Source organism: Pseudomonas sp. GW821-FHT05D12 (assembly GCF_059419825.1).
Genome location: NZ_JBWKSN010000009.1, coordinates 51,261 through 73,994, shown reverse-complemented (window position 1 = coordinate 73,994; position 22,734 = coordinate 51,261). Strand labels below are relative to the sequence as shown.

Sequence of the window (22,734 nt, the reverse complement as noted above, 5' to 3'; positions counted from 1 at the left end):
TTCAGCGCTCCGCCTTGAGGACATCGGGCAGGTACGCGCGGTGAAAACCGTTGAACGGTTCACTTGGCGACGCGGCCTTGTGCAACGGCCAGGCGCGGCTGCCCAGGCTGGCGGCGCCGTCGATGCGCAGGGTGCTGCCGCTGACAAAGGCCGCGGCGGGGCTGAGCAGAAACACGATGGCCGCGCTGACTTCCGACTCGGTGCCGATCCGCTTGAGCGGCACGTGTTCACGCAGGGTCGGGATCACCGCCTTGAACGCGCCCTCGTAAGTGTCCATGCCACTGGAGGCGATCCAGCCCGGCGCCACGGCATTGACCCGCACCCCGGCATACCCCCATTCGAAGGCGGCGGTCTTGGTGAAGTTGTCCATGCCCGAGCGTGCCGCGCCGGAGTGGCCCATGCCGGGCATGCCGCCCCACATGTCGGCAAGCATGTTGACGATGGCACCGCCATGCTTGCTCATCGACTGGTTGAACACTTCCCGCGCCATCAGGAAACCGCCCACCAGGTTGGTGCGCAGCACCGTTTCGAAGCCTTTCTGGTTGATCGACGCGAGTGGCGACGGGTACTGGCCACCGGCGTTATTCACCAGGCCATGCACTGGGCCATGTGCTTGAATGATCTGCGTGACCAGCGCTTTCACCGCCTCTTCATCACGAATATCGCAGGCCTGCCAATGGGCAGTGCCGCCATCTTCGGCAATTTCCGCCGCGACCTTCTGCAGCTTTTCCGGCTTGCGTCCGACCAGGATCACGCGGGCGCCAAGGGCCGCCAGCTCGTGGGCGGTGCAGCGGCCAATCCCGCTGCCACCGCCGGTGACGATCACGGTATGTTCCTGGAACAGGTCGGCTTTGAAGATCGAATCGAAGGCCACGGCAACGCTCCTTTAAGTGAGTTGATCAGCGATGTGTTGCGGCACGGCGATGGGGATTTCCAGCAGTTGCTGGGCGAAGGCCTTGCCTTGCGGGTCGATGCGCAGGCTGGCGATGCCGCCACCGCCCAGGGCGTTTTCCAGCAGGAAGTTGAGGCTGTGGCTGCCGGGCAGGTACCAGCGCTCGACGCGGCCGTGCACGGGGTCGAGCACGTGGCCCATCCAGTCGACGATGACTTCCGGGGTCAGCGCCTCGGCGATCCACGGCAGGTACTCCGGCGCGCGCGCGATCACGCCGATATTGCTGTGGTTGCCCTTGTCGCCGGAGCGCGCCACGGCCAGCTTCACCAACGGCACACTGGCGTCGGCGCGGCCTTGGGGTTTGGGCGGATCCACGGCAGCGGCCGGCAGGAGAGGGGCGTCGGCGGTCGGCAGCGTGCAGGCGTGTTTATCGCCCTGGAAGTCGATCACCACCTCACAAGCGGACTTGTCGATCAGGAATGAAAACAGGCGAATCAGCGGGTACACGGTCGGGCGTCCCCCGACAATGCCGGTCAGCCCCGGCGCCATGCCCGTAGCCGCCTGGGCGATCTCGCGGGCGAACAGCACCAAGGCCTGTTTGCTCGGGTGCCGCACCGCCATCTTCACCACCACCTCGCGGCAATCCTGGCGCTGGGCGTGGGCGCCGTAGGTGGCTTCGCTGCCGAGCAACTCGATATTCACGTCGGTGTAGGGCGCCCAGCCGCGCTGGCTGAAGAGTTCGGCGGTCTTGTTGATGATCGCCTGGCTGACGCGCTCGGCCTTGGCCACCGCGTCGATGCCGGCAATCAGGCAACTGGCGGTGCAGCGAAAGCCGTCCGGGTAAGTTGCACTGACCTTGTACTGGTCGGTCGGCGGCAAGCCCCTGGCACCGTGCAGGCGCACGCTGTGTTTGCCTTGCTGGTGCAATTTGACCTGGCTGAAATCGCAGATCACATCGGGCAAGAAGTAGGCGCGTGGGTCGCCGATCTCATACAGCAGTTGCTCGGCCACGCTGAGTTCGCTGATCAGGCCGCCCGTGCCATCGACCTTGTTCACGGTGAACTGGCCGTCGGCACTCACTTCGACGATGGGAAAGCCGATGTGCTCGTAGTCCGGTACGTCGCGCCAATCGGTAAAGTTGCCGCCGGTGCATTGCGCGCCGCACTCGATGATGTGCCCGGCCAGTGCCGCCTGGGCCAGGCGGTCATAGTCCTGCCAGGACCAGTCGAAGGCATGCACCAGCGCTGCGCTGACCACCGCGCTGTCGACCACGCGACCGGTGATCACGATATCCGCACCCAACTGCAGTGCCTGGACAATCCCGGGTGCGCCGAGGTAGGCATTGGCCGACACGCACAGTGGCGGCAGCGGCGCACCGTTGAACATATCGGTGATGCCCTGCAGGTGCTTGAGTTGAGGGTGCAGGTCGTCGCCCAGCAACACGGCGATTTTCAGCGGGACCTGGGCCTTGTCGCAGGCCGCTTGCAGGGCGGCGGCGCAGGCCTGTGGGTGGATACCGCCGGCGTTGCTGATCACGCGGATGCCCTGGCGCTGGATCTCGCCGAGCAGCGGCGTCAATACTTCGACAAAATCCGTGGCGTAGCCGGCCTGGGGATCTTTGATCCGCGCACCGGCGAGGATCGACAGGGTGACTTCTGCCAGGTAGTCGAACACCAGGTAATCCAGTGCGCCGCCGTGCACCAATTGGGCGGCGGCCGTGCACGTGTCGCCCCAGAAGGCGCTGGCGCAGCCGATACGAACCGTCTTGCTCATGAGAAATCCTTCCTCGAATGGCTGGCAACGAGACTACCAAGCAAGCGCTTGGTTTGTAAACTCCAGACACAAGTTTTGCCCAAGCGCTTGCTTGGGTGGCGGCCACGGCCTAAATTGCCGGCCAAGACGTCCGTAGAAGTAGAGGAGAGCAGCATGGATGAGCAAAAAGCCCTGCGGGTGATGCGCACCATGGTCGACGGTGGCCAATTGACTGACCCCGACAGTGCCCGGGGCAAGTTGCTGCAGACCGCGGCTCACCTGTTTCGCAACAAGGGATTTGAACGCACCACGGTGCGCGACCTGGCCGGCGCCGTGGGCATCCAGTCCGGCAGCATCTTTCATCATTTCAAGAGCAAGGACGAGATCCTGCGGGCGGTGATGGAGGAAACCATTCATTACAACACGGCGATGATGCGCGCCTCGCTCGAAGAAGCGACCACCGTGCGCGAACGCGTGCTGGCGCTGATCCGTTGCGAGTTGCAGTCGATCATGGGCGGCAGTGGCGAAGCCATGGCGGTGTTGGTCTATGAATGGCGTTCGCTGTCGGCCGAGGGCCAGGCCCAGGTACTGGCCCTGCGCGATGTATATGAACAGATCTGGCTGCAGGTGCTGGGTGAGGCCAAGGCGGCGGGCTACATCAAGGGCGATGTGTTTATCACCCGGCGTTTCCTCACCGGTGCGCTGTCCTGGACCACCACCTGGTTTCGCGCCGAGGGCAGCCTGACGCTGGAAGAGTTGGCTGAAGAAGCCCTGCTGATGGTGTTGAAGCCCGACTGAGGCGCAAGCTATTCATTTGACGGTGAAAAAGTTGTCTCGCCAGACAAAAACGCCTAGCTTATCGCCATTAACGTAGTGAACGGTGTGTGCCTTGATGTTTTCGCCATGGCGGCTGGCTGCAGGACTTACTTTTTGGGCACTGGGCACCGCGTGGTGGATGCCGGCTTCGGCTGCGCAATTGGTACGGATCGGCGCCGCGCACTTTCCACCCTACACCGTGCGCCCCGAGCAGGGCGCCGATACCGGGCTGCTGCCGCAGTTGGTCGAAGCGCTCAATGCTTCACAGGCCGACTACCAGTTCGTACTGGTGCCCACCTCCATCCCGCGACGTTTTCGTGATTTCGAGCAGGGCCGTATCGACATGGCCATTTTCGAAAACCCCGACTGGGGCTGGCAGAAAATTCCTCACACCAGCGTGGACATGGGCCTGGAAGACGCGGAAATCTTCGTCGCCCAGCGGCAGCTCGATCGCGGCCAGGACTATTTCACCGACCTCACCGGCAAACGCCTGGCGGTGTTCAGCGGCTATCACTACGCCTTCGCGCATTTCAACCCCGACCCCAAATACCTGGCCGAGCAGTTCAACGCCACGTTGACGTATTCCCATGACAGCAACCTGCTGATGGTGGTGCGCGGGCGTGCGGATATTGCGCTGGTCACGCGTTCCTACCTGAGTGATTTCCTGGTGCGCAATGCGGACATGGCCGGGCAGTTCCTGGTTTCGGAGCGCATCGACCAGGTCTACCACCACTACGCCTTGCTGCGCCCCAAGGCGCCGATCACCGGCGCAGCCTTTTCCGCCTTGCTCAAGCGCCTGCGTGACAGCGGCGAGCTGCTGAAGATTTTCGAACCCTATCGCATTGACGTCATGCCGACGCCCTGACGGTTAAATTTCCTAGCGCTGCTCACGTCATCTCAACCAACGGTTGACGATGTTTGCGAGTGCCCTTCATGTCACATCCCACTGATCTTTGCGACCTTTCCCACGGTGAAGTCCTGCGGCGTTTCGATGCGCGGTTGGCGGCGATGGTGCATTACTTCTACCTGGATGCGCAGTGTGCAGAAGGGGCGGCAGGCTCCGCGCAGAATCGTTGCCCCCATTGCCAGCGAGAATTCGACTTTGCCCATAAACGCGCGGCGCTGCTGATTCTTGGCGCGCAACGGTCCGGCCCTTCCCGCATCAACGTTTAGACCCGGCGTGCAAACGTATCGCTGTGGTTGCCCGAGACCTTGCGGCAATGCACCAGCGCGTCGCGGATCATGAAGTTCACCAGGGTCGGCGAGACGCCGAGTTCCTTGGCGATGTCCTTTTGCGGCACGCCGTGCAGGCGGTACATCTCGAACGCGTAGCGGGTGCGCTGCGGCAGCTCCGTCAGGGCGTCGGCGATGTTTTCCAGGGTATTGAAGTTGATGTGCGAGGTTTCCGGTGAAGCGCCGTGAATAACCACATTCAAGCCTTCCTCTTCCGTCCCGGAGTATTTGAGCTCCAGGGCCTGCTTGCGGTAGTGATCGATTGCCAGGTTGCGCACGATCTGGAACAGATAGCTCAACTGGGCCTTGAACGACGAGGTGATCGTCGGCGCGGATTGCAGCCGGAAGTAGGCGTCCTGCACTACGTCTTCGGCCCGCGAGCGGCAGCCGGTAATGCGTGCCGCGATCTTCACCAATATCAGTCGATTGTCGACGAAAGCCTGGAGAAGTGGTGAGTCGCACCTGCCTGTGGTTACTGGTTCCGTCATGGAAATCACCTTGTCGCAAAAGAGGTTAGGGGAGGGCGTCCTTGCTGAGGCCTCCTACACATCGGGCAACAAATTATGCTTAATGATAATGATTGTCAAATGAGAAGACGAACTAATCTTATGCTTTCTTGTTAGATGTGAACCACGTCGCGCTCGCCCCCGGCGACTAATTATTTGCCGGTGCCGTCCGTTCTTCTGGGTGACAGGTCCGTTAGTAAAACGGCCAAGGATCAGCCCCCGCAGGAGGACGAAATGGGTTTCTATCGTGCATACAGCGTGTTTCAGTTTGGAGTCGTTGGCCGATGACTGCGCCGACGCGACTGCGCCTGTTTTGCCTGCCCTATTCGGGTGCCAGCGCCATGGTCTACGCGCGTTGGCGCCGAGCCCTGCCGGAATGGCTGCACGTGTGCCCGCTGGAATTGCCCGGGCGTGGCATGCGCATGGACGAGCCCCTGCAGCGCGATATCAAGGCCCTGGCGGCGCAGCTCGCGGAAGAAATCAGCCGCGACTTGAGCGGCCCCTACGCCTTGTTCGGCCACAGCCTCGGCGGCCTGCTGGCGTTCGAACTGGCGCATGCCTTGAAGGCCCGCGGTGTGCCCGCGCCGCTTGCGTTGTTTGCCTCCGGCACCGCCGGGCCGGCGCGCCGGGATGTCAGCGAATACGCCATCGAGAAAACCGATGAGCAGTTGATTGCCCGCCTGCGCGAGCTGCAAGGCACCGCCGAAGAAGCCCTGGCCAACCCCGAGTTGATGCAGTTGATGCTGCCGATCCTGCGCGCCGATTTCCTGCTGTGCGGCAGCTTCATCTATGGCCAGCGCACGCCGCTGGATATGCCGATCCATGTGTTCGGCGGCAAGCAGGACAGCGTGCGCGCCGACCAGTTGCTCGACTGGCAACTCGATGCCGCCAGCGGCTTTTCCCTCGACATGTTCGACGGTCACCACTTCTTCCTTGTGCAGCACGAAAGCGCCGTATTGCGCTGCGTGCGCCGTTACGCCGATGAACACCTGGCCCGCTGGCGCAATGGCGCGGCGCGGCAACTGGCCGCCGGCTGACAGCTCCCCACTTCCCGAATTTCCCGTAAGCCGATTTCAGGCAGGAACCCCATGATGGACGCCTTCGAACTTCCCCGTAACCTGGTCGAGTCCCTTCAACGTCGTGCTGCGCAGACCCCGGACCAGGTGGCCCTGCGCTTCCTCGCCGAGTCGGCCGAGCACAGCGTGGTGCTCAGTTACCGTGACCTGGACCAGCGCGCTCGGACCATCGCCGCCGCCTTGCAGGCCAAGGCGACGCTGGGCGATCGCGCAGTGTTGCTGTTCCCCAGCGGCCCGGACTACGTCGCAGCGTTCTTTGGGTGTCTGTACGCCGGGGTGATCGCGGTGCCGGCCTATCCGCCGGAGTCCACGCGCCGTCACCATCAGGAGCGCCTGCTGTCGATTATCGCCGATGCCGAACCGCGCCTGCTGCTGACCATCGCCAGCCTCGGCGATGGCCTGGCCCAGATCGACAACGCGCCGCCGGTGCTGAGTGTCGACACCCTCGATGCCGGCGTCGCCGAGCGTTGGCTGGCGCCTGAGCTGCAGTCCGACGACATTGCCTTCCTGCAATACACTTCCGGTTCCACGGCGCTGCCCAAGGGCGTGCAAGTCAGCCACGGCAACCTGGTGGCCAATGAAGTGCTGATCCGCCGTGGCTTCGGTATCGACCTGAACCCCGACGACGTGATCGTCAGCTGGCTGCCGCTGTACCACGACATGGGCCTGATCGGCGGCCTGCTGCAACCGATCTTCAGTGGCGTGCCGTGCGTGTTGATGGCGCCGGCGTATTTCCTCGGCCGGCCGTTGCGCTGGCTGGAAGCGATCAGCGAATACGGCGGCACCATCAGCGGCGGACCGGATTTCGCCTACCGCCTGTGCAGCGAGCGGGTCAGTGAATCCGCGCTGGAACGCCTGGACTTGAGCCGCTGGCGCGTGGCCTATTCCGGCTCCGAGCCGATTCGCCTCGACACCCTGGAACGCTTCGCCGAGAAGTTCGCGAGCTGCGGTTTCACCCCGAACAATTTCTTTGCCTCCTACGGGCTGGCCGAGGCCACCCTGTTTGTCGCCGGTGGCCGCCGTGGCCAGGGCATCCCGGTGCTGCGTGTCGACGAGCAGGCCCTGGCTGCCAATCGCGCTGAGCCTGGGCAGGGCAGTGCAATCATGAGTTGCGGCACCAGCCAGCCGGACCACGCGGTGCTGATCGCCGACCCACAGACCTTGAGTGAACTGGCCGACAACTGCGTCGGCGAACTCTGGGCCACCGGGCCGAGCATCGCCCATGGCTACTGGCGCAACCCCGAGGCCACCGCGAGGACTTTCGTCCAGCACGCGGGCCGTACGTGGCTGCGCACCGGTGACCTGGGCTTTATCCGAGACGGCGAGGTGTACATCACCGGGCGCCTCAAAGACCTGCTGATCGTGCGTGGCCAGAACCTGTATCCCCAGGATATCGAGCAGACCATCGAGCGCGAAGTCGAGGTGGTGCGCAAGGGCCGCGTTGCGGCGTTCGCGGTGAATGACCAGGGCCTGGAAGGGATCGGCATCGCCGCGGAAATCAGCCGCAGCGTGCAGAAAATCCTGCCGCCCGACGCGCTGATCAAGGCGATCCGCCAAGCGGTGGCGGAGGCCTGTCAGCAAGCGCCGAGCGTGGTGGTGTTGCTCAACCCCGGCGCCTTGCCCAAGACCTCCAGCGGCAAAGTGCAGCGTGCCGCGTGTGCGTTGCGTCACGCCGATGGCAGCCTCGACAGCTATGCGCAGTTCCCCGACCTGCACGTGCAGGCAAGCGATGCGGCGTTGGAATCCGAGCTGCAAAGCCGGATCGCAGCGATCTGGTGCGAGCAATTGCAGGTGCCGAGCGTGGCCGCCGATGACCATTTCTTCCTGCTCGGCGGCAACTCCATCACCGCCACCCAGGTGGTCGCGCGGCTGCGCGAAACCCTTGGCCTGGAACTGAACCTGCGCCTGCTGTTCGAGACGCCGACGCTGTCGGCGTTCGCCGCGAGCGTGGCGCAACTGCAACAGGACGGTGGCCTGGCCCAAGGCGCGATTGCTGCCTTGTCGCGCCAGGACGAACTGCCGCAATCGCTGGCACAGAACCGCCTGTGGATCACCTGGCAACTGGACCCGCAGAGCAGCGCCTACACCATCCCCGGTGGCTTGCGCCTGCGGGGCGAGTTGGACGCAGACGCGGTGCGCGTGAGCTTCCAGCAACTGATCCAGCGCCATGAGGCCTTGCGCACGCGTTTCTACGAACGCGATGGCCAGGCTTTCCAGCGCGTGGCTGCTCACGCCGATTTCGAGCTGCAAGTCATCGACCTCAGTGACCTGCCTGCCGCCGAGCGTGAGGCTCGCGCGCAACAGATCCGCGAGGACGAAGCCCGCACCCAGTTCGACCTGGAAAAAGGCCCGTTGCTGTGGGTAACCCTGGTGCGCCTGGACGATGAAGATCACCAATTGCTGGTCACCCTTCACCACATCATCGCCGACGGTTGGTCGCTGAATATTCTGCTCGACGAGTTCTCGCGCCTGTACGCCGCCGCCAGCCAGGGCCAGGCCCTGACATTGCCGCCACTGACCCTGCAGTACGCCGACTACGGCAGCTGGCAGCGCCAATGGCTGGCCCAGGGCGAAGGCCAGCGGCAACTGGCGTACTGGAAAGCGCAGCTGGGCGAGGAGCATCCGCCCCTGAGCCTGGCCACCGATCGCCCACGTTCGGCGCAGCAACGCTACAGCGCTTCGCGCCACAGTGTGCGTTTGAGCGCCGGCCTCAGCGCAGCGATTCGCCAGACCGCCCAGGCCAATCAATCCACGCCGTTCATGGTGTTGCTCGCGGCGTTCCAGAGCCTGCTCTACCGCTACAGCGGCCAGCGCGATATCCGCATTGGCGTGCCGAATGCCAACCGTCCGCGCCAGGAAACCCAAGGCCTGATCGGCTTCTTCATCAACACCCTGGTGCTGCGCGCCGAGTTGGACGGGCGCCTGCCCTTCAGCCAACTGCTGGCCTCGACCCGCGAGACGGTATTAGGCGCGCAAGCGCATCAGGACTTGCCATTCGAACAACTGCTGGAAGCCTTTCCGCAGGCGCGCGAACAAGGTCTGTTCCAGGTCATGTTCAACCACCAGCAACGCGACTTGAGCGCCTTGCGCCGCCTGCCCGGCATGCTCGCCGAGGAGCTGCCGTGGCACAGCCGCGAAGCCAAGTTCGACCTGCAACTGCACAGTGAAGAAGACCGTAACGGGCGCTTGAGCCTGTCCTTCGATTACGCCGATGAACTGTTCGAACACGCGACCCTCCAGCGCCTGGCCGAGCACTTTATCCAGCTGCTGCAAGCGGTCTGCGAGCAGCCGCAGCAAACCCTCGGCGACCTGCCGTTGAGGCTGCAGGACGAACAGCCCGCGTGGAGCACGGCACCGTGTGCGCCGGCCCGGCAGTGGCTGCCCGAGTTGCTCAACCAGCAGACCTCGGACCGCACCGCGCTGGTCTGGCAGGACGCTAGCCTGACCTTCGCCCAGCTGCACACCCAGGCGAACCGCCTGGCCCACTACCTGCGCGACAAAGGTGTCGGCCCCGATGTGTGCGTGGCCATCGCCGCCGAGCGTTCGCCGCAGCTGTTGATCGGCCTGCTGGCGATCATCAAGGCTGGCGGTGCCTACGTGCCGCTGGACCCTGACTACCCCGCCGACCGCCTGGCCTACATGCTCAAGGACAGCGGCGTACACCTGCTGCTGACCCAGACCGCATTGCTGGACCGCGTGCCGGCTGCGCCCGGCGTGTGCGTGATTGCCATGGACAGCCTGCACCTGGACAGCTGGCCGACCCAGCCACCGGGCCTGCACCTGGAGGGCGATAACCTCGCCTACGTGATCTACACCTCCGGCTCCACCGGCCAGCCCAAGGGCGTGGGCAATACCCATGCGGCCCTGGCCGAGCGCTTGCAGTGGATGCAGGCGACTTACCAACTCAATGACACCGATGTGCTGATGCAGAAGGCGCCGATCAGTTTCGACGTGTCGGTGTGGGAGTGCTTTTGGCCGCTGATCACCGGGTGCCGCCTGGTACTGGCCGGCCCCGGTGAGCATCGCGACCCGCATCGCATTGCGCAATTGGTGCAGGAGTACGGGGTAACCACGTTGCACTTTGTGCCGCCGCTGTTGCAGCTGTTTATCGATGAGCCGCTGGCGGTCGAATGCACCAGCCTGCGTCGCCTGTTTTCCGGCGGCGAAGCCTTGCCCGCCGAGTTGCGCAACCGTGTGTTGGCACAGTTGCCGGCAGTGCAGTTGCACAACCGCTATGGCCCGACCGAGACCGCGATCAACGTCACCCACTGGCAGTGCACGGCCGCAGACGGCGAGCGCTCGCCGATTGGCCGGCCGCTGGGCAATGTGATCTGCCGCGTGCTGGACGAGCAGCTCAATCCGTTGCCGGCCGGTGTGCCGGGTGAGCTGTGCATCGGCGGCATCGGCCTGGCACGCGGGTATCTCGGACGCGCCGGGTTGACCGCTGAACGGTTTGTCGCCGATCCGCTGGGCGAGGGCGGCGCACGCTTGTATCGCACCGGTGACCGCGCGCGCTGGAGCGCCGACGGCGTGCTCGAATACCTGGGCCGCCTTGATCAGCAGGTCAAGCTGCGCGGCTTCCGTGTGGAGCCCGAAGAGATCGAAGCGCGCCTGCTGGCCCTGGACGGTATCGCCCAGGCCGTGGTGCTGGTGCGCGACGCGCAGTTGATCGGTTACTACACCGCCAGCACCGCGCTGGATGAACAGGACGTCAAGGCCGCGCTGGCCGCCGAACTGCCGGAGTACATGGTGCCCGCGCTGTTGATGCGCCTGGACGCCATGCCCCTGAGCCCCAGTGGCAAGCTCGACCGCCGTGCCTTGCCGGCACCGGTGTGGCAAACCCGCGAACATATCGAGCCCGAAACCGCGTTGCAGCAACAGATCGCGGCGATCTGGCGCGAAGTGCTCGGCGTGCCGCGCCTGGGTCTGCGCGATGACTTTTTCGCCCTCGGCGGCCATTCGTTGCTGGCCACGCAAATCATCTCCCGCACCCGCCAGGCCTGCGACGTCGAGTTGCCGTTGCGCACGTTGTTCGAAGCCAGCGAGTTGGGCGCTTTTGCCGAGCAAGTGGCGCTGATCCAGGCCTCCGGCCAGCGCAACCAGCAGACCGCAATTGCCCAGGTCGACCGCAGCCAGAAGGTGCCGCTGTCCTATTCCCAGCAGCGCATGTGGTTCCTGTGGCAGATGGAACCGGACAGCCCGGCCTATAACGTCGGCGGCATGGCGCGCCTGCGTGGCGTGCTGGATGTGGGGCGATTCGAGGCGGCGTTGCAGGCCTTGGTCATGCGCCACGAAACCCTGCGCACGACCTTCCCGAGTGTCGATGGCGTGGCCTATCAGAAAGTCTCGGCGCAGACCGGCCTGGGTATGGACTGGCAGGATCTCTCGGCGCTGGACGCAACCGAGCGCCAGCAGCGCCTGCAGCAACGTGCCGATCAGGAGGCCCATACGCCGTTCAACCTGGAGACCGGGCCGTTGCTGCGCGCGTGCCTGGTCAAGGCGGGCGATCAGGAGCACTACCTGGTGCTGACCCTGCACCACATCGTCACCGAAGGCTGGGCCATGGACATCTTTGCCCGTGAACTCAGCGCCCTGTACGAAGCGTTTATCGATGAACGCCTGTCGCCGCTGCCGCCGTTGCCGGTGCAGTACCTGGACTACAGCGTGTGGCAACGCCAGTGGCTGGAAAGCGGCGAACGCCAGCGCCAACTGGACTACTGGACGGCGCAGTTGGGCAGCGAACACCCGCTGCTGGAACTGCCCGGTGATCGTCCGCGGCCACCGGTGCAAAGTCATCAGGGCGAGCTCTACCGCTTCGACCTGAGTGATGACTTGGCTGCCCGCGTGCGCGCGTTCAACGCCGAACGCGGCCTGACGCTGTTCATGACCATGACCGCGACCCTGGCCGTGTTGCTCTACCGCTACAGCGGCCAGACCGACCTGCGCATCGGCGCCCCGGTGGCCAACCGGATTCGCCCGGAAAGCGAAGGCCTGATCGGTGCGTTCCTCAACACCCAGGTGCTGCGCTGCCAGCTCAATGGGCAGATGAATGTCGCTGAGCTGTTCGAGCAGGTGCGCCACACCGTGATCGAAGGGCAGTCCCACCAGGACCTGCCGTTCGATCATCTGGTCGAAGCCCTGCAACCGCCCCGCAGCGCAGCCTACAACCCGCTGTTCCAGGTGATGTGCAACGTGCAGCGCTGGGAGTTCCAGCAGAGCCGCCAACTCGCCGGCATGACTGTCGAGTACCTGGCCAACGATGCCCGCGCGACCAAGTTCGACCTCAACCTGGAAGTCACCGACCTCGACCATCGCCTGGGTTGCTGCCTGACCTACAGCACCGACCTGTTCGATGAACCGCGCATTGCGCGCATGGCCGAACATTGGCGCAACCTGCTTGAAGCCCTGATCGCAAATCCCGCGCAGCGCCTCAGCGAGCTGCCGTTGCTGACCTCGGTTGAGCAACGAGCCTTGCAGGACAGCCTGGGCGTCGAGGTCGGTGAACATCGCCTCGACCAGTGCATTCATCAACTGTTCAGCCTACAGGCGGCCAAGCGTGCGGATGCCCCGGCGCTGACCTTTGCCGGCGTGACCCTCACCTATGCCGAACTCGACGCCCGCGCCAATCGCCTGGCCTGGATGCTGCGCGAGCGCGGCGTCGGCCCGCAGGTGCGGGTCGGCCTGGCGTTGCCGCGTTCGCTGGAAATGGTCATCGGCCTGCTGGCAATCCTCAAGGCGGGCGGCGCCTATGTGCCGCTCGACCCGGAATACCCGCTCGACCGCCTGCACTACATGATCGAAGACAGTGGCATCGGCCTGCTGCTCAGCGATGCGGCGATGTTCGCAGCCCTCGGCGAATTGCCGGCCACCGTGGCCTGCTGGTGCCTGGAAGATGACTTGCCGGTGCTGGCGAATTACCCGGCCGTCGAGCTGCCGTTCATTAGTCTGGCGCAGCACCAGGCGTACCTGATCTACACCTCCGGCTCCACCGGCAAGCCGAAAGGCGTGGTGGTCGCCCACGGTGAAATCGCCATGCACTGCCAGGCGGTGATCGAGCGCTTCGGCATGCGCCCGGATGACTGCGAGCTGCACTTCTATTCGATCAACTTCGACGCCGCCACCGAGCGCCTGCTGGTGCCGCTGCTCAGCGGCGCGCAGGTGGTGTTGCGTGCCCAGGGCCAGTGGGATGCGGAGGAAATCTGCGCGCTGATCCGCACCCATCGCATCAACATCCTCGGTTTCACCCCGAGTTATGGCAGCCAGTTGGCGCAATGGCTGGCGACCCAACACCAGACGCTGCCGGTGCGCATGTGCATCACCGGTGGCGAGGCCCTTACTGGCGAGCACCTGCAGCGCATCCGCGCAGCGTTCCAGCCCGACGTGTTTTTCAACGCCTATGGCCCGACCGAAACCGTGGTGATGCCGCTCGCCAGCCTGGCGCCGCAGCACGTGGAGGAGGGCGCGGCCAGCGTGCCGATCGGCAGCATTATCGGTGACCGCGTGGCCTACATTCTCGACGCCGACCTGGCGTTGGTGCCACAGGGTGCGACCGGCGAGTTGTACGTCGGCGGTGCCGGCCTCGCCCAGGGGTATCACGAGCGTCCAGGCATGACCGCCGAGCGGTTTGTCGCGGATCCATTCGCGGCCAACGGTGGGCGTCTGTATCGCACCGGCGACCTGGTTCGGCAACGCGCCGATGGCCTGGTGGAGTACCTCGGGCGCATCGACCATCAAGTGAAGATTCGTGGTTTCCGCATCGAGCTGGGCGAGATCGAAACCCGCCTGCTGGAACACGAAGCCGTGCGCGAAGCGGTGGTGCTGGCGCTGGATTCGCCGAGCGGCAAGCAACTGGTGGCGTACCTGGTCAGCGACGCCGACCAGGGCACCTTGCGTGACGCGCTGAAGGCGCACCTCAAGGCGCAGTTGCCGGACTACATGGTGCCCGCGCACCTGATCGTGCTGGACAGCATGCCGCTGACCGCCAATGGCAAACTCGACCGCCGCGCCTTGCCGCAACCCGACCCCGAGGCCAACCGCCAACAGTACGTGGCGCCGCGCAACGAGCTGGAACAGACCCTGGCCGCCATCTGGTGCGCGGTGTTGAACGTGCAACAGGTGGGCCTGGACGATAACTTCTTTGAACTGGGCGGCGATTCGATCCTGTCGATCCAGGTGGTCAGCCGCGCGCGGCAGGCCGGGATTCACTTCAGCCCGCGTGACCTGTTCCAGCACCAGACCGTGCAAACCCTGGCCGCCGTCGCCACGCGCTCCGAGCAGGTCATCGCCGAGCAGGGCGTGCTCACGGGGCCCTCGGGCCTGACACCGATCCAGCACTGGTTCTTCGATACGGACATTCCCAACCGGCAACACTGGAACCAGGCCTTGCTGCTCAAACCGTTGCAACTGCTGGAACCTCATCGCCTCGAGCAGGCGCTGCTGGCAGTGCTCGAACACCACGACGCCCTGCGCCTGAGTTTCACCCCGCGCGATGCGCAGTGGCACGCCCAACACCTGGCCGTGCCCGAGGGCGGCGTGCTGATGCAAGCGAAAGTGCGTGATATGGCGCAGTGCACCGCGCTGTTCACCGACACCCAACGCAGCCTCGACCTCGAACACGGGCCGCTGCTGCGGGCCTTGTTGGTGGATGGTCCGCAAGGCCAGCAACGTCTTTTGCTCGCGATCCATCACTTGGTGGTGGACGGCGTGTCGTGGCGCGTGTTGCTGGAAGACTTGCAGACCGTTTACCGGCAACTGAGCGACGGCCAATCCGTCAACCTGCCGGCCAAGACCAGTGCCTTGCGTGACTGGGCCGCGCGCCTGCAGGCGTATGCCGGCAGCGAGTCGCTGCGCGAAGAGTTGAGCGTGTGGCAGGACCAGTTGGCGGGCCCAGCGGTGGCGTTGCCGGTCGCTCGCCCGCAAGGGTCGCTGCGCCACCGCGATGCCGACACCGTCAGCGTGCGCCTGGATGCCGAACGCACCCGCCAACTGCTGCAACAAGCGCCGAGCGCGTACCGCACCCAGGTCAACGACCTGCTGCTGACGGCCCTGGCCCGCGTGGTGTGCCGCTGGAGTGGCCACGCTTCGGCACTGATCCAACTCGAAGGGCATGGTCGCGAAGCGCTGTTCGACGACATCGACCTGACCCGCAGCGTCGGCTGGTTCACCAGTGCCTATCCATTGCGCCTGACCCCACAAGCCGGGCAGGGCGACTCGATCAAGGCGATCAAGGAGCAACTGCGCGGCGTGCCGCACAAGGGCCTCGGCTATGGCGTGCTGCGCTACCTGGCGGATGATCTGTGCAAGCGCAGCATGGCCGCGTTGCCGAGTGCCGCGATCACCTTCAACTACCTCGGCCAGTTCGACCAGAGCTTCGGCGCCGATGCGCTGTTCCATCCGCTGGACGAGTCCGCCGGCGTGGCCCATGACCCGGACGCGCCGCTGCCCAATGAGCTGAGCGTGGACAGCCAGGTCTACGGCGGTGAACTGGTGCTGCGCTGGACCTTCAGCCGTGAACGCCACGACCCGCAGACCCTCCAGGCGCTGGCCGATGCCTACCTGGCCGAACTGCAAAGCCTGGTTGCGCATTGCCTTGAGGACAGCGTGGGCGGGCCGACCCCGTCCGATTTCCCGCTGGCCCACCTGACCCAGGCGCAACTGGACGCGTTGCCCGTGCCGGCCACTGCCATCGAAGACGTCTACCCGCTGACCCCGATGCAGGAGGGCCTGCTGCTGCACACGCTGCTGGAACCCGGCACCGGCCTCTACTACATGCAGGACCGCTACCGCATCAACAGCGCGCTGGACCCCGAGCGTTTCGCCCAGGCCTGGCAGGCGGTGATTGCCCGTCACGAAGCGTTGCGCGCGTCGTTCTGCTGGAATGTCGGCGAAGACATGCTGCAAGTGATCCACAAACCCGGCAGCACGCCAATCGAGTATCTGGACTGGAGCGCCGACCCGGAGAGCGAGCAGGAGCCGCGTCTGCAGGCGTTGCTCAAGCAGGAGCGCGAAGCCGGTTTCGATCTGCTCAACCAGGCGCCGTTCCACCTGCGCCTGATCCGTGTCGGCGAAGCGCGCTACTGGTTCATGATGAGCAACCACCACATCCTCATCGATGCCTGGTGCCGTTCGCTGCTGATGAATGACTTCTTTGAGCTCTACACGGCCCTCGGCGAAGGCCGCGAGGCGCAACTGGCCACGCCGCCGCGTTATCGCGACTACATCGCCTGGCTGCAACGCCAGAACCTGAACGCAGCGCGCCAGTGGTGGCAGCAGAACCTGCAGGGGTTCGAGCGCACCACGCCGATCCCGAGCGACCGGCCGTTCCTGCGTGAACATGCCGGTCACAGTGGCGGCATGGTGGTGGGCGACTGCTACACCCGCCTCGATGCCCGCGACGGCGCGCAGTTGCGCGAATTGGCCCAGGCCCATCAGCTCACCGTCAACACCTTCGCCCAGGCAGCCTGGGCGTTGGTGCTGCGGCGCCTGAGCGGCGACCGCGACGTGCTGTTCGGCGTCACCGTGGCCGGGCGCCCGGTGGAAATGCCCGAGATGCAACGCACCGTGGGCCTGTTTATCAACAGCATCGCGCTGCGTGTGAAGCTGCCCGAGGACCACCAGCGTTGCAGCGTGCGCGAGTGGTTGAGCGGCCTGCTCGACAGCAATATGCAGCTGCGCGAGTACGAATACCTGCCGCTGGTGACTATTCAGGAACACAGTGAGCTGCCCAAGGGCCAACCGCTGTTCGACAGCCTGTTCGTGTTCGAAAACGCTCCGGTGGAAGTCTCGGTGCTGGACCGTGCGCAAAGCTTGAATGCCACCTCGGACTCCGGCCGCACCCACACCAACTTCCCGCTGACGGCGGTGTGTTATCCGGGGGATGACCTCGGTTTGCACCTGTCCTACGACCAGCGTTATTTCGACGAAACCACCGTGCAAGGCATGCTCGGCGAATTCAAGCGCCTGCTGCTGGCGCTGGTGCAGGGCTTCCATGGCGACATGGCCGACCTGCCGCTGATCGGCGAGCAGGAGCGCGAGTTCCTGGTAGACGGCTGCAACCAGAGCGAACACGCCTATCCACTGGAGAGCAGCTACATCGAGTTGTTCGAGGCGCAGGTGGCCGCGCATCCGCAGCGGATTGCCGCCAGCTGCCTCGACCAGCAGTGGACCTATGACGAGTTGAACCGGCGCAGTAACGGCCTCGGCCACGCGTTGATCGCGGCGGGTGTGGGCCTGGATCAACCGGTGGCGTTGCTGGCTGAGCGCAACCTGGACCTGCTGGGCATGATCATCGGCAGCTTCAAGGCCGGCGCCGGTTACCTGCCGCTGGACCCGGGGCTGCCCAGCCAGCGCCTGAGCCGCATCATCGACCTGAGCCGCACGCCGTTGCTGGTGTGCACCGAGGCGTGCCGCGAGCAGGCCATCGAACTGCTGCAGGGTTTTGATTGCCAACTGCTGGTGTGGGAAGAAGTGCCTGGCCGTGGTGCCAATCCCGGCATCTACAGCGCAGCGGACAACCTCGCCTATGTGATCTACACCTCGGGCTCCACCGGCCTGCCCAAAGGGGTGATGGTCGAGCAGCGCGGCATGCTCAACAACCAGTTGAGCAAGGTGCCGTACCTGGACCTCGGGCCGGCGGATGTGATCGCCCAGACCGCCTCGCAAAGCTTCGATATTTCCGTGTGGCAGTTCCTTGCCGCGCCGCTGTTCGGCGCGCGGGTGGACATCGTGCCGAACACCATTGCCCACGATCCGCAAGGCTTGCTGGCGCATGTACACGCCCAGGGCATTACCGTGCTGGAAAGCGTGCCGTCGCTGATCCAGGGCATGCTGGCCCAGGAGCGCATGAGCCTGGACGGCCTGCGCTGGATGCTGCCGACCGGCGAAGCGATGCCGCCGGAACTCGCGCACCAGTGGCTGCAGCGATACCCGCAGATTGGCCTGGTAAACGCCTACGGGCCGGCGGAGTGCTCGGACGATGTGGCGTTCTTCCGCGTCGATGTGGCGTCGACCCGTGGCACTTACCTGCCGATCGGTACACCGACCGACAACAACCGCCTGTACCTGCTCGATGGCGCGCTGGAGTTGGTGCCGCGAGGTGCAGTCGGCGAGCTGTGCGTGGCCGGTACCGGTGTGGGCCGCGGATATGTCAGCGATCCGCTGCGCACCGCCCAGGTGTTTGTGCCGAACCCGTTCGGCGCGCCGGGCGAGCGCCTGTACCGCACCGGCGACCTCGCGCGTCGGCGCAGTGATGGCGTGCTGGAATACGTCGGGCGTATCGACCATCAGGTGAAGATTCGCGGTTACCGCATCGAACTGGGTGAAATCGAAGCGCGCCTGCACGAGCAGCCGTACGTGCGTGATGCCGCCGTGGGCGTGCAGGAAGGCGTCAACGGCAAGCATCTGGTCGGCTACCTGGTGGCGGCCGATGAAGCGCTGAGTTCAAGCGAACGCCTGGACCGCATCAAGCAACGCCTGCGCGCCGAACTGCCGGAATACATGGTGCCGTTGCACTGGTTATGGCTCGAGCGCCTGCCGCTCAACGCCAACGGCAAGCTCGACCGCAAGGCCCTGCCGGCACTCGAAATCGGCCAGTTGCACAGCCAGGACTACCTGGCGCCACGCAACGCACTGGAGACCACCCTGGCCGCCATCTGGGCCGAGGTACTGAAAGTCGAGCGGGTGGGCGTGCAGGACAACTTCTTCGAGCTGGGCGGCCACTCGTTGCTGGCCACGCAGATTGCCTCGCGCGTGCAGAAGTCTCTGCAACGCGATGTACCACTGCGAGCCATGTTCGAGTGCAGCACGGTGGCGGAGTTGGCCGAGTACATTGATGGGCTGGCGGCGAACGAGATCAGCGCGGAGAAAGTGGATCGGTTGAGTGATTTGATGGCGGAGCTGGAGGGGCTTTGATATTTGTGGTCTGCCAGGGCCTCAGCGCCGGCAAGCTGGCTCCCACGGGAGTTGGCTTGCCGGCGATGAGGTCAGGCCAGGCGCTGCTTACTTTGGCCCCAAAATCTTCACCAACTTCTCCGGCGACGGCGCCCCTTGCTGTTGCTGCAATTGGCCCTTGTCATCCAGGTAGAAAATCGCCGGCGTTGCCGACAGTTCCAGCTCATCCATCAACTTCATGTTGGCATCGAGCTTGGCTTCGATAGTCGCCGGGATCTTGGCCAGCGCCTGCAACTTGCTGGCTTTGCCGGCGGCCTCGTGTTCTTCCAGGGCTTTTTGCGGGTCCTTGGCGGCGAACAGTGCGGCGGATTTGCCTGGGCTGTCTTCGCGGATGATGCCGACCATGATGTGGCGCAACTGCACCTTGCCGGCTTTCACCCATGGCCGCGCCTGTTCCCAGAACATGTTGCAGTAAGGACAGTTGGGGTCGCTGAACAGGTAGACGGTGCGCGGCGCGTTTTTGTCGCCGTCCTGGATCCAGCTGCTGTTTTCCATCTTGGCCCAGACTGCCTTGGCCATCGGCGCGTACACCAGTTTTTCCAGGGGCGCGCTGCTCAGGTCATTGCCTTGGGCGTCGTACAGGTTGCCGGCGATTACGCTCTTGCCGTCGGCGGTCAGGTACAGCGCCATGCCGCGATTCTGGTATTGCGCGGCGTAGCCGGTGAGGCCGCTGGGCGCATCGAACTTGCCGAGGATCTTGGCGCCCTTGGCCTCGATCTGCTTGATCGGTGCCGGCCAGTCTTCGGCCTGGGCCAGGGTGGCTGTCGCGCTGAGTGACAGGAAGGTCAGCGGCAGCAGGGTCAGCAGGTGGCGGAGGCGGGGCATGTCGGTTTCCTTATGGCGGCAGGTTCGGTGTCGAAGGGTTCCATGGCACGGGCCAGGCTGGCCTGGGACAACTCGCCCAGGTGGCTGTTGATCAGGCGCCCGTCGGCCCGGTAGAACAACGTGGTCGGCAGCGCCATGGAGCCCACGGCCTGGCCGAGGCGGCCGCTGGCGTCGAAGAGTACGTTGTCGAGGGTCAGGCCCTGGGTAGCGAGGAAGGTGCTGACGCTCTGCATGCTTTCAGCCTGGTTGACGAACAGGAAGGTCACGTCCGGGCGTTGGTGTTGCGCGCGTTCCAGCACCGGCATCTCCCGCCGGCACGGTGGGCACCAGGTGGCCCACAGGTTGATCACCAGCGGGCCGCCCTTGTAGTCGGCCAGTTGCACCACCTCGCCGTTGGCATTGCGCAGGGTGATGTCCGGCAGTTGCGTGCCTTTGTCGTACAGGCTCAGGGACAGGGTGGCCATGCCCCAGAAAAGCAGGCCGGTGATCACCCCGGCGCTCAGCGGCTTGCGCAGGGCCGGGCGACGCCAGCCGTAGGCCAGTGCGCCGAGCACCAGTGCGACCACGCCAGGCCAGGCGAGGAAACCGCCGTCGCGCAGGTCGACCATCTGCAGCCAGTCGTTGCTGTAGTCACTCCAGTACATCAGCACAAAGCTGATGCGGGCCACCAGCATGCCCAGCAGGAACAGGCTGAACAGCACCGATTCCGGGTTTTCACCGCCACGCTTGGCCACGCGCCAACCCACCAGGGTGGCGAGAATCAGCGCGCCGATCAACAGGATGTGATTCAGGGCGATGGCGAAGGTGCCGATGGTTAGGGTCAGCATCAGAGGGCGTCCCGGGTCTGGGTCCAGCGTTGCAGGAAAGCGGCGGCGTCCACTTCGCCAGTGATGCGTTGGGCACGGCGCTCCTCACCGTCGGGGCCGATCCAGACAAAGCTCGGCGGCCCCGGCACCTTGTAGCGGCCGAGCAGCGCACGGCTGGCGGCGTTGTCGGCGGTGACATCCAGGCGCAGCAGGCGGACATCCTTCAGGGCGGCCATGACCTCGGGTTTGCCGAACACCTGTTTTTCCATGACCTTGCATGACACGCACCAGTCGGCGTAGTAGTCCACCAGCACCCATTGGCCCTGGGCCTTGGCGCTGTCGAGCTGGCTTTGCAGCACGGCTGGATCCTTGATGGTCATGAAGGCGTCGTGGGCGTCCGTTGCGGTGGCGACTCGCGAACCGCTGTAGACCTTCAATGGCTGGAACAGGTCATCGCTGCCACCGGCTGCGCCCACCACCAGCACCGCGCCCCACAGGCCGAGCACCAGCGAACCGGCACCGAACACCTTGGCGGCCAGGCCGTACTCGCGGGCAAGGGTCCAGCCGCAGTAAGCCATCACCAAGGCCAGTGCGCCCCACAGGCCGATCCACAGGCTGTCGTCGACCACCGGGCGAATCATCAGCACCGCGGTGCCCAGGAACAGGAAGCCGAAGACGCCCTTGAGCACGTTCATCCAGGTGCCCGGCTTGGGCAGGAAGCGGTTGCCCACGGTCACCAGCAGCAACAGCGGAATGCCGATGCCGATGCCCATGGCGAACAGGATCAAGCCCCCGTGCACGGCATTGCCGCTCTGGGCGATGTACAGCAGGGCGCCGGCCAGGGGCGCGGTCATGCACGGCCCCACCAACAGGCCCGACAGCGCGCCTAGAACCCCGGCGCCCAGCAGGCTGCCACCGCTTTGCTGGCGGCTGACGTTGTCGAGGCGGTCACGCAGGAAGGCCGGCAGTTGCAGTTCGAAGAAGCCGAACATCGGCAGCGCGAGGATCACGAACAGCGCGGCGAAACTGCCGAGGATCCACGGTGTTTGCAGCAGTGCGCCAAGGTTGGCGCCGAGCAAGGCGGCCAACACGCCGAGCGCGGCATACACCAGCGCCATGCACACCACATAGCTGCTGGCCAGGGCAAAGCCACGACGCGGGCTGGCGCCACTGCCCACCACCAGGCCGGCGAGGATCGGCAGCATCGGTAACGAACAGGGGGCAAACGCGAGCAGCAGCCCGAGGCCAAAGAACACCAGCAGGCTCCAACCCAGGCTGCGTTGCTGCAGGCCGCTGGCCAGGCTCTGATCCTGCGCCTCGGCGGTAGCGGCAACGGCGGGGTTGCCGCCCAGGTCTACAGTGATCGATTGCGGCGGGTAGCACAGGCCGGCATCGGCGCAGCCTTGCCAGCCGAGCTTGACCTGGCCGGTGGCGCCGGCGGGGATCTTCACTTCAAGGCCCTGGCGATACACCTCCTGCTCGCCGAAGAACTCATCGCTATGGGCCTCGCCCTGCGGCAGCACTGGCTGTTCGGCCAGGCCATCGAATTTCATGCGCTGCTTGTACAGGTAGTACCCGTCGGCAATCTGCCAGTAAAGCTGGGTCTCACCGGATTCCAGGCGCTCGGAGGTAAAGGTGAACGCCTTGCCCACCGGCAGGAAGTCGGGTTTGGTCTCGAACGGGTTGCCCGGCGCGGCCTGGGCGAATCCCGCGAACAACACCAGCAGAAAGGTAAACAGATGCCGCATGGTCAAGCCTTAGTTCGATGCAAGTAGGCACACAATGTGTGGCGTTGATTAACCGATGATTAACCGGGCGCTATTCTAAAGTGAAGGAGATGACTGAGCGCGCCTCTTTTCACGGCATAATCGGCGCTTAAT

At 64.8% G+C, this 22,734-nt stretch carries 11 protein-coding genes; 5 read left to right on the top strand and 6 right to left on the bottom strand.

Annotated elements, in window-relative coordinates; genetic code table 11:
* Position 1: 1 nt before the first annotated feature.
* Positions 2–874 carry an SDR family oxidoreductase gene (locus AC07SI_RS17940; RefSeq protein ID WP_495006211.1) on the bottom strand — a complete coding sequence of 291 codons (873 nt, stop codon included), beginning with the start codon at positions 872–874 and terminating at the stop codon, positions 2–4.
* A gap of 12 nt (positions 875–886) precedes the next feature.
* A complete protein-coding gene (locus AC07SI_RS17935) occupies positions 887–2,665 on the bottom strand; it encodes an acyclic terpene utilization AtuA family protein (protein WP_495006210.1) in 1,779 nt (592 codons plus the stop codon).
* A gap of 153 nt (positions 2,666–2,818) precedes the next feature.
* Here AC07SI_RS17935 and AC07SI_RS17930 point away from each other — a divergent pair, with 153 nt between their 5' ends.
* The 3 genes from AC07SI_RS17930 (at position 2,819) to AC07SI_RS17920 (ending at position 4,633) form a co-directional block, all read left to right on the top strand.
* Positions 2,819–3,442 (top strand): TetR/AcrR family transcriptional regulator, encoded by a 624-nt coding sequence (locus tag AC07SI_RS17930; RefSeq protein WP_106803048.1) that lies wholly within the window; start codon positions 2,819–2,821, stop codon positions 3,440–3,442.
* 94 nt (positions 3,443–3,536) lie between these two features.
* Entirely contained in the window at positions 3,537–4,325 is a 789-nt protein-coding gene (locus tag AC07SI_RS17925; protein WP_083221366.1) for a substrate-binding periplasmic protein, read from the top strand.
* Positions 4,326–4,393: 68 nt separating this feature from the next.
* On the top strand, positions 4,394–4,633 hold the full coding sequence (locus tag AC07SI_RS17920; RefSeq protein ID WP_162946122.1) for a hypothetical protein: 240 nt from the start codon (positions 4,394–4,396) through the stop codon (positions 4,631–4,633).
* Here AC07SI_RS17920 and AC07SI_RS17915 read toward each other — a convergent pair.
* Complete coding sequence (locus AC07SI_RS17915; RefSeq protein ID WP_065903497.1) at positions 4,630–5,181, bottom strand: RNA polymerase factor sigma-70; 552 nt, start codon at positions 5,179–5,181, stop codon at positions 4,630–4,632. The genes AC07SI_RS17920 and AC07SI_RS17915 overlap by 4 nt on opposite strands.
* Before the next feature lie 302 nt (positions 5,182–5,483).
* Here AC07SI_RS17915 and AC07SI_RS17910 point away from each other — a divergent pair, with 302 nt between their 5' ends.
* The gene (locus tag AC07SI_RS17910) at positions 5,484–6,236 is read left to right on the top strand and encodes a thioesterase II family protein (RefSeq protein WP_065903494.1); all 753 of its coding nucleotides are present in this window, start codon (positions 5,484–5,486) and stop codon (positions 6,234–6,236) included.
* 51 nt (positions 6,237–6,287) lie between these two features.
* On the top strand, positions 6,288–19,184 hold the full coding sequence (locus AC07SI_RS17905) for a non-ribosomal peptide synthetase (RefSeq protein WP_495006209.1): 12,897 nt from the start codon (positions 6,288–6,290) through the stop codon (positions 19,182–19,184).
* Between the two features lie 87 nt (positions 19,185–19,271).
* Here AC07SI_RS17905 and dsbG read toward each other — a convergent pair whose 3' ends face one another.
* The 3 genes from dsbG to dsbD are packed head-to-tail and all read right to left on the bottom strand — an operon-like array spanning position 19,272 to position 22,602.
* The gene (gene dsbG, locus AC07SI_RS17900; protein ID WP_065903488.1) at positions 19,272–20,048 is read right to left on the bottom strand and encodes a thiol:disulfide interchange protein DsbG; all 777 of its coding nucleotides are present in this window, start codon (positions 20,046–20,048) and stop codon (positions 19,272–19,274) included.
* Complete coding sequence (locus tag AC07SI_RS17895; protein ID WP_065903485.1) at positions 20,024–20,875, bottom strand: prolipoprotein diacylglyceryl transferase family protein; 852 nt, start codon at positions 20,873–20,875, stop codon at positions 20,024–20,026. The genes dsbG and AC07SI_RS17895 overlap by 25 nt, the downstream gene beginning before the upstream one ends.
* Entirely contained in the window at positions 20,875–22,602 is a 1,728-nt protein-coding gene (dsbD, locus tag AC07SI_RS17890; RefSeq protein WP_495006208.1) for a protein-disulfide reductase DsbD, read from the bottom strand. The genes AC07SI_RS17895 and dsbD overlap by 1 nt, the downstream gene beginning before the upstream one ends.
* Positions 22,603–22,734: the final 132 nt, after the last annotated feature.

Coding starts and splice junctions, on each gene's coding strand:
- AC07SI_RS17935 (WP_495006210.1), bottom strand. CDS start 2,665: ATGAGCAAGACGGTTCGTATCGGCTGCGCCAGCGCCTTCTGGGGCGAC.
- AC07SI_RS17930 (WP_106803048.1), top strand. CDS start 2,819: ATGGATGAGCAAAAAGCCCTGCGGGTGATGCGCACCATGGTCGACGGT.
- AC07SI_RS17925 (WP_083221366.1), top strand. CDS start 3,537: ATGTTTTCGCCATGGCGGCTGGCTGCAGGACTTACTTTTTGGGCACTG.
- AC07SI_RS17920 (WP_162946122.1), top strand. CDS start 4,394: ATGTCACATCCCACTGATCTTTGCGACCTTTCCCACGGTGAAGTCCTG.
- AC07SI_RS17915 (WP_065903497.1), bottom strand. CDS start 5,181: ATGACGGAACCAGTAACCACAGGCAGGTGCGACTCACCACTTCTCCAG.
- AC07SI_RS17910 (WP_065903494.1), top strand. CDS start 5,484: ATGACTGCGCCGACGCGACTGCGCCTGTTTTGCCTGCCCTATTCGGGT.
- AC07SI_RS17905 (WP_495006209.1), top strand. CDS start 6,288: ATGATGGACGCCTTCGAACTTCCCCGTAACCTGGTCGAGTCCCTTCAA.
- dsbG (WP_065903488.1), bottom strand. CDS start 20,048: ATGCCCCGCCTCCGCCACCTGCTGACCCTGCTGCCGCTGACCTTCCTG.
- AC07SI_RS17895 (WP_065903485.1), bottom strand. CDS start 20,875: ATGCTGACCCTAACCATCGGCACCTTCGCCATCGCCCTGAATCACATC.
- dsbD (WP_495006208.1), bottom strand. CDS start 22,602: ATGCGGCATCTGTTTACCTTTCTGCTGGTGTTGTTCGCGGGATTCGCC.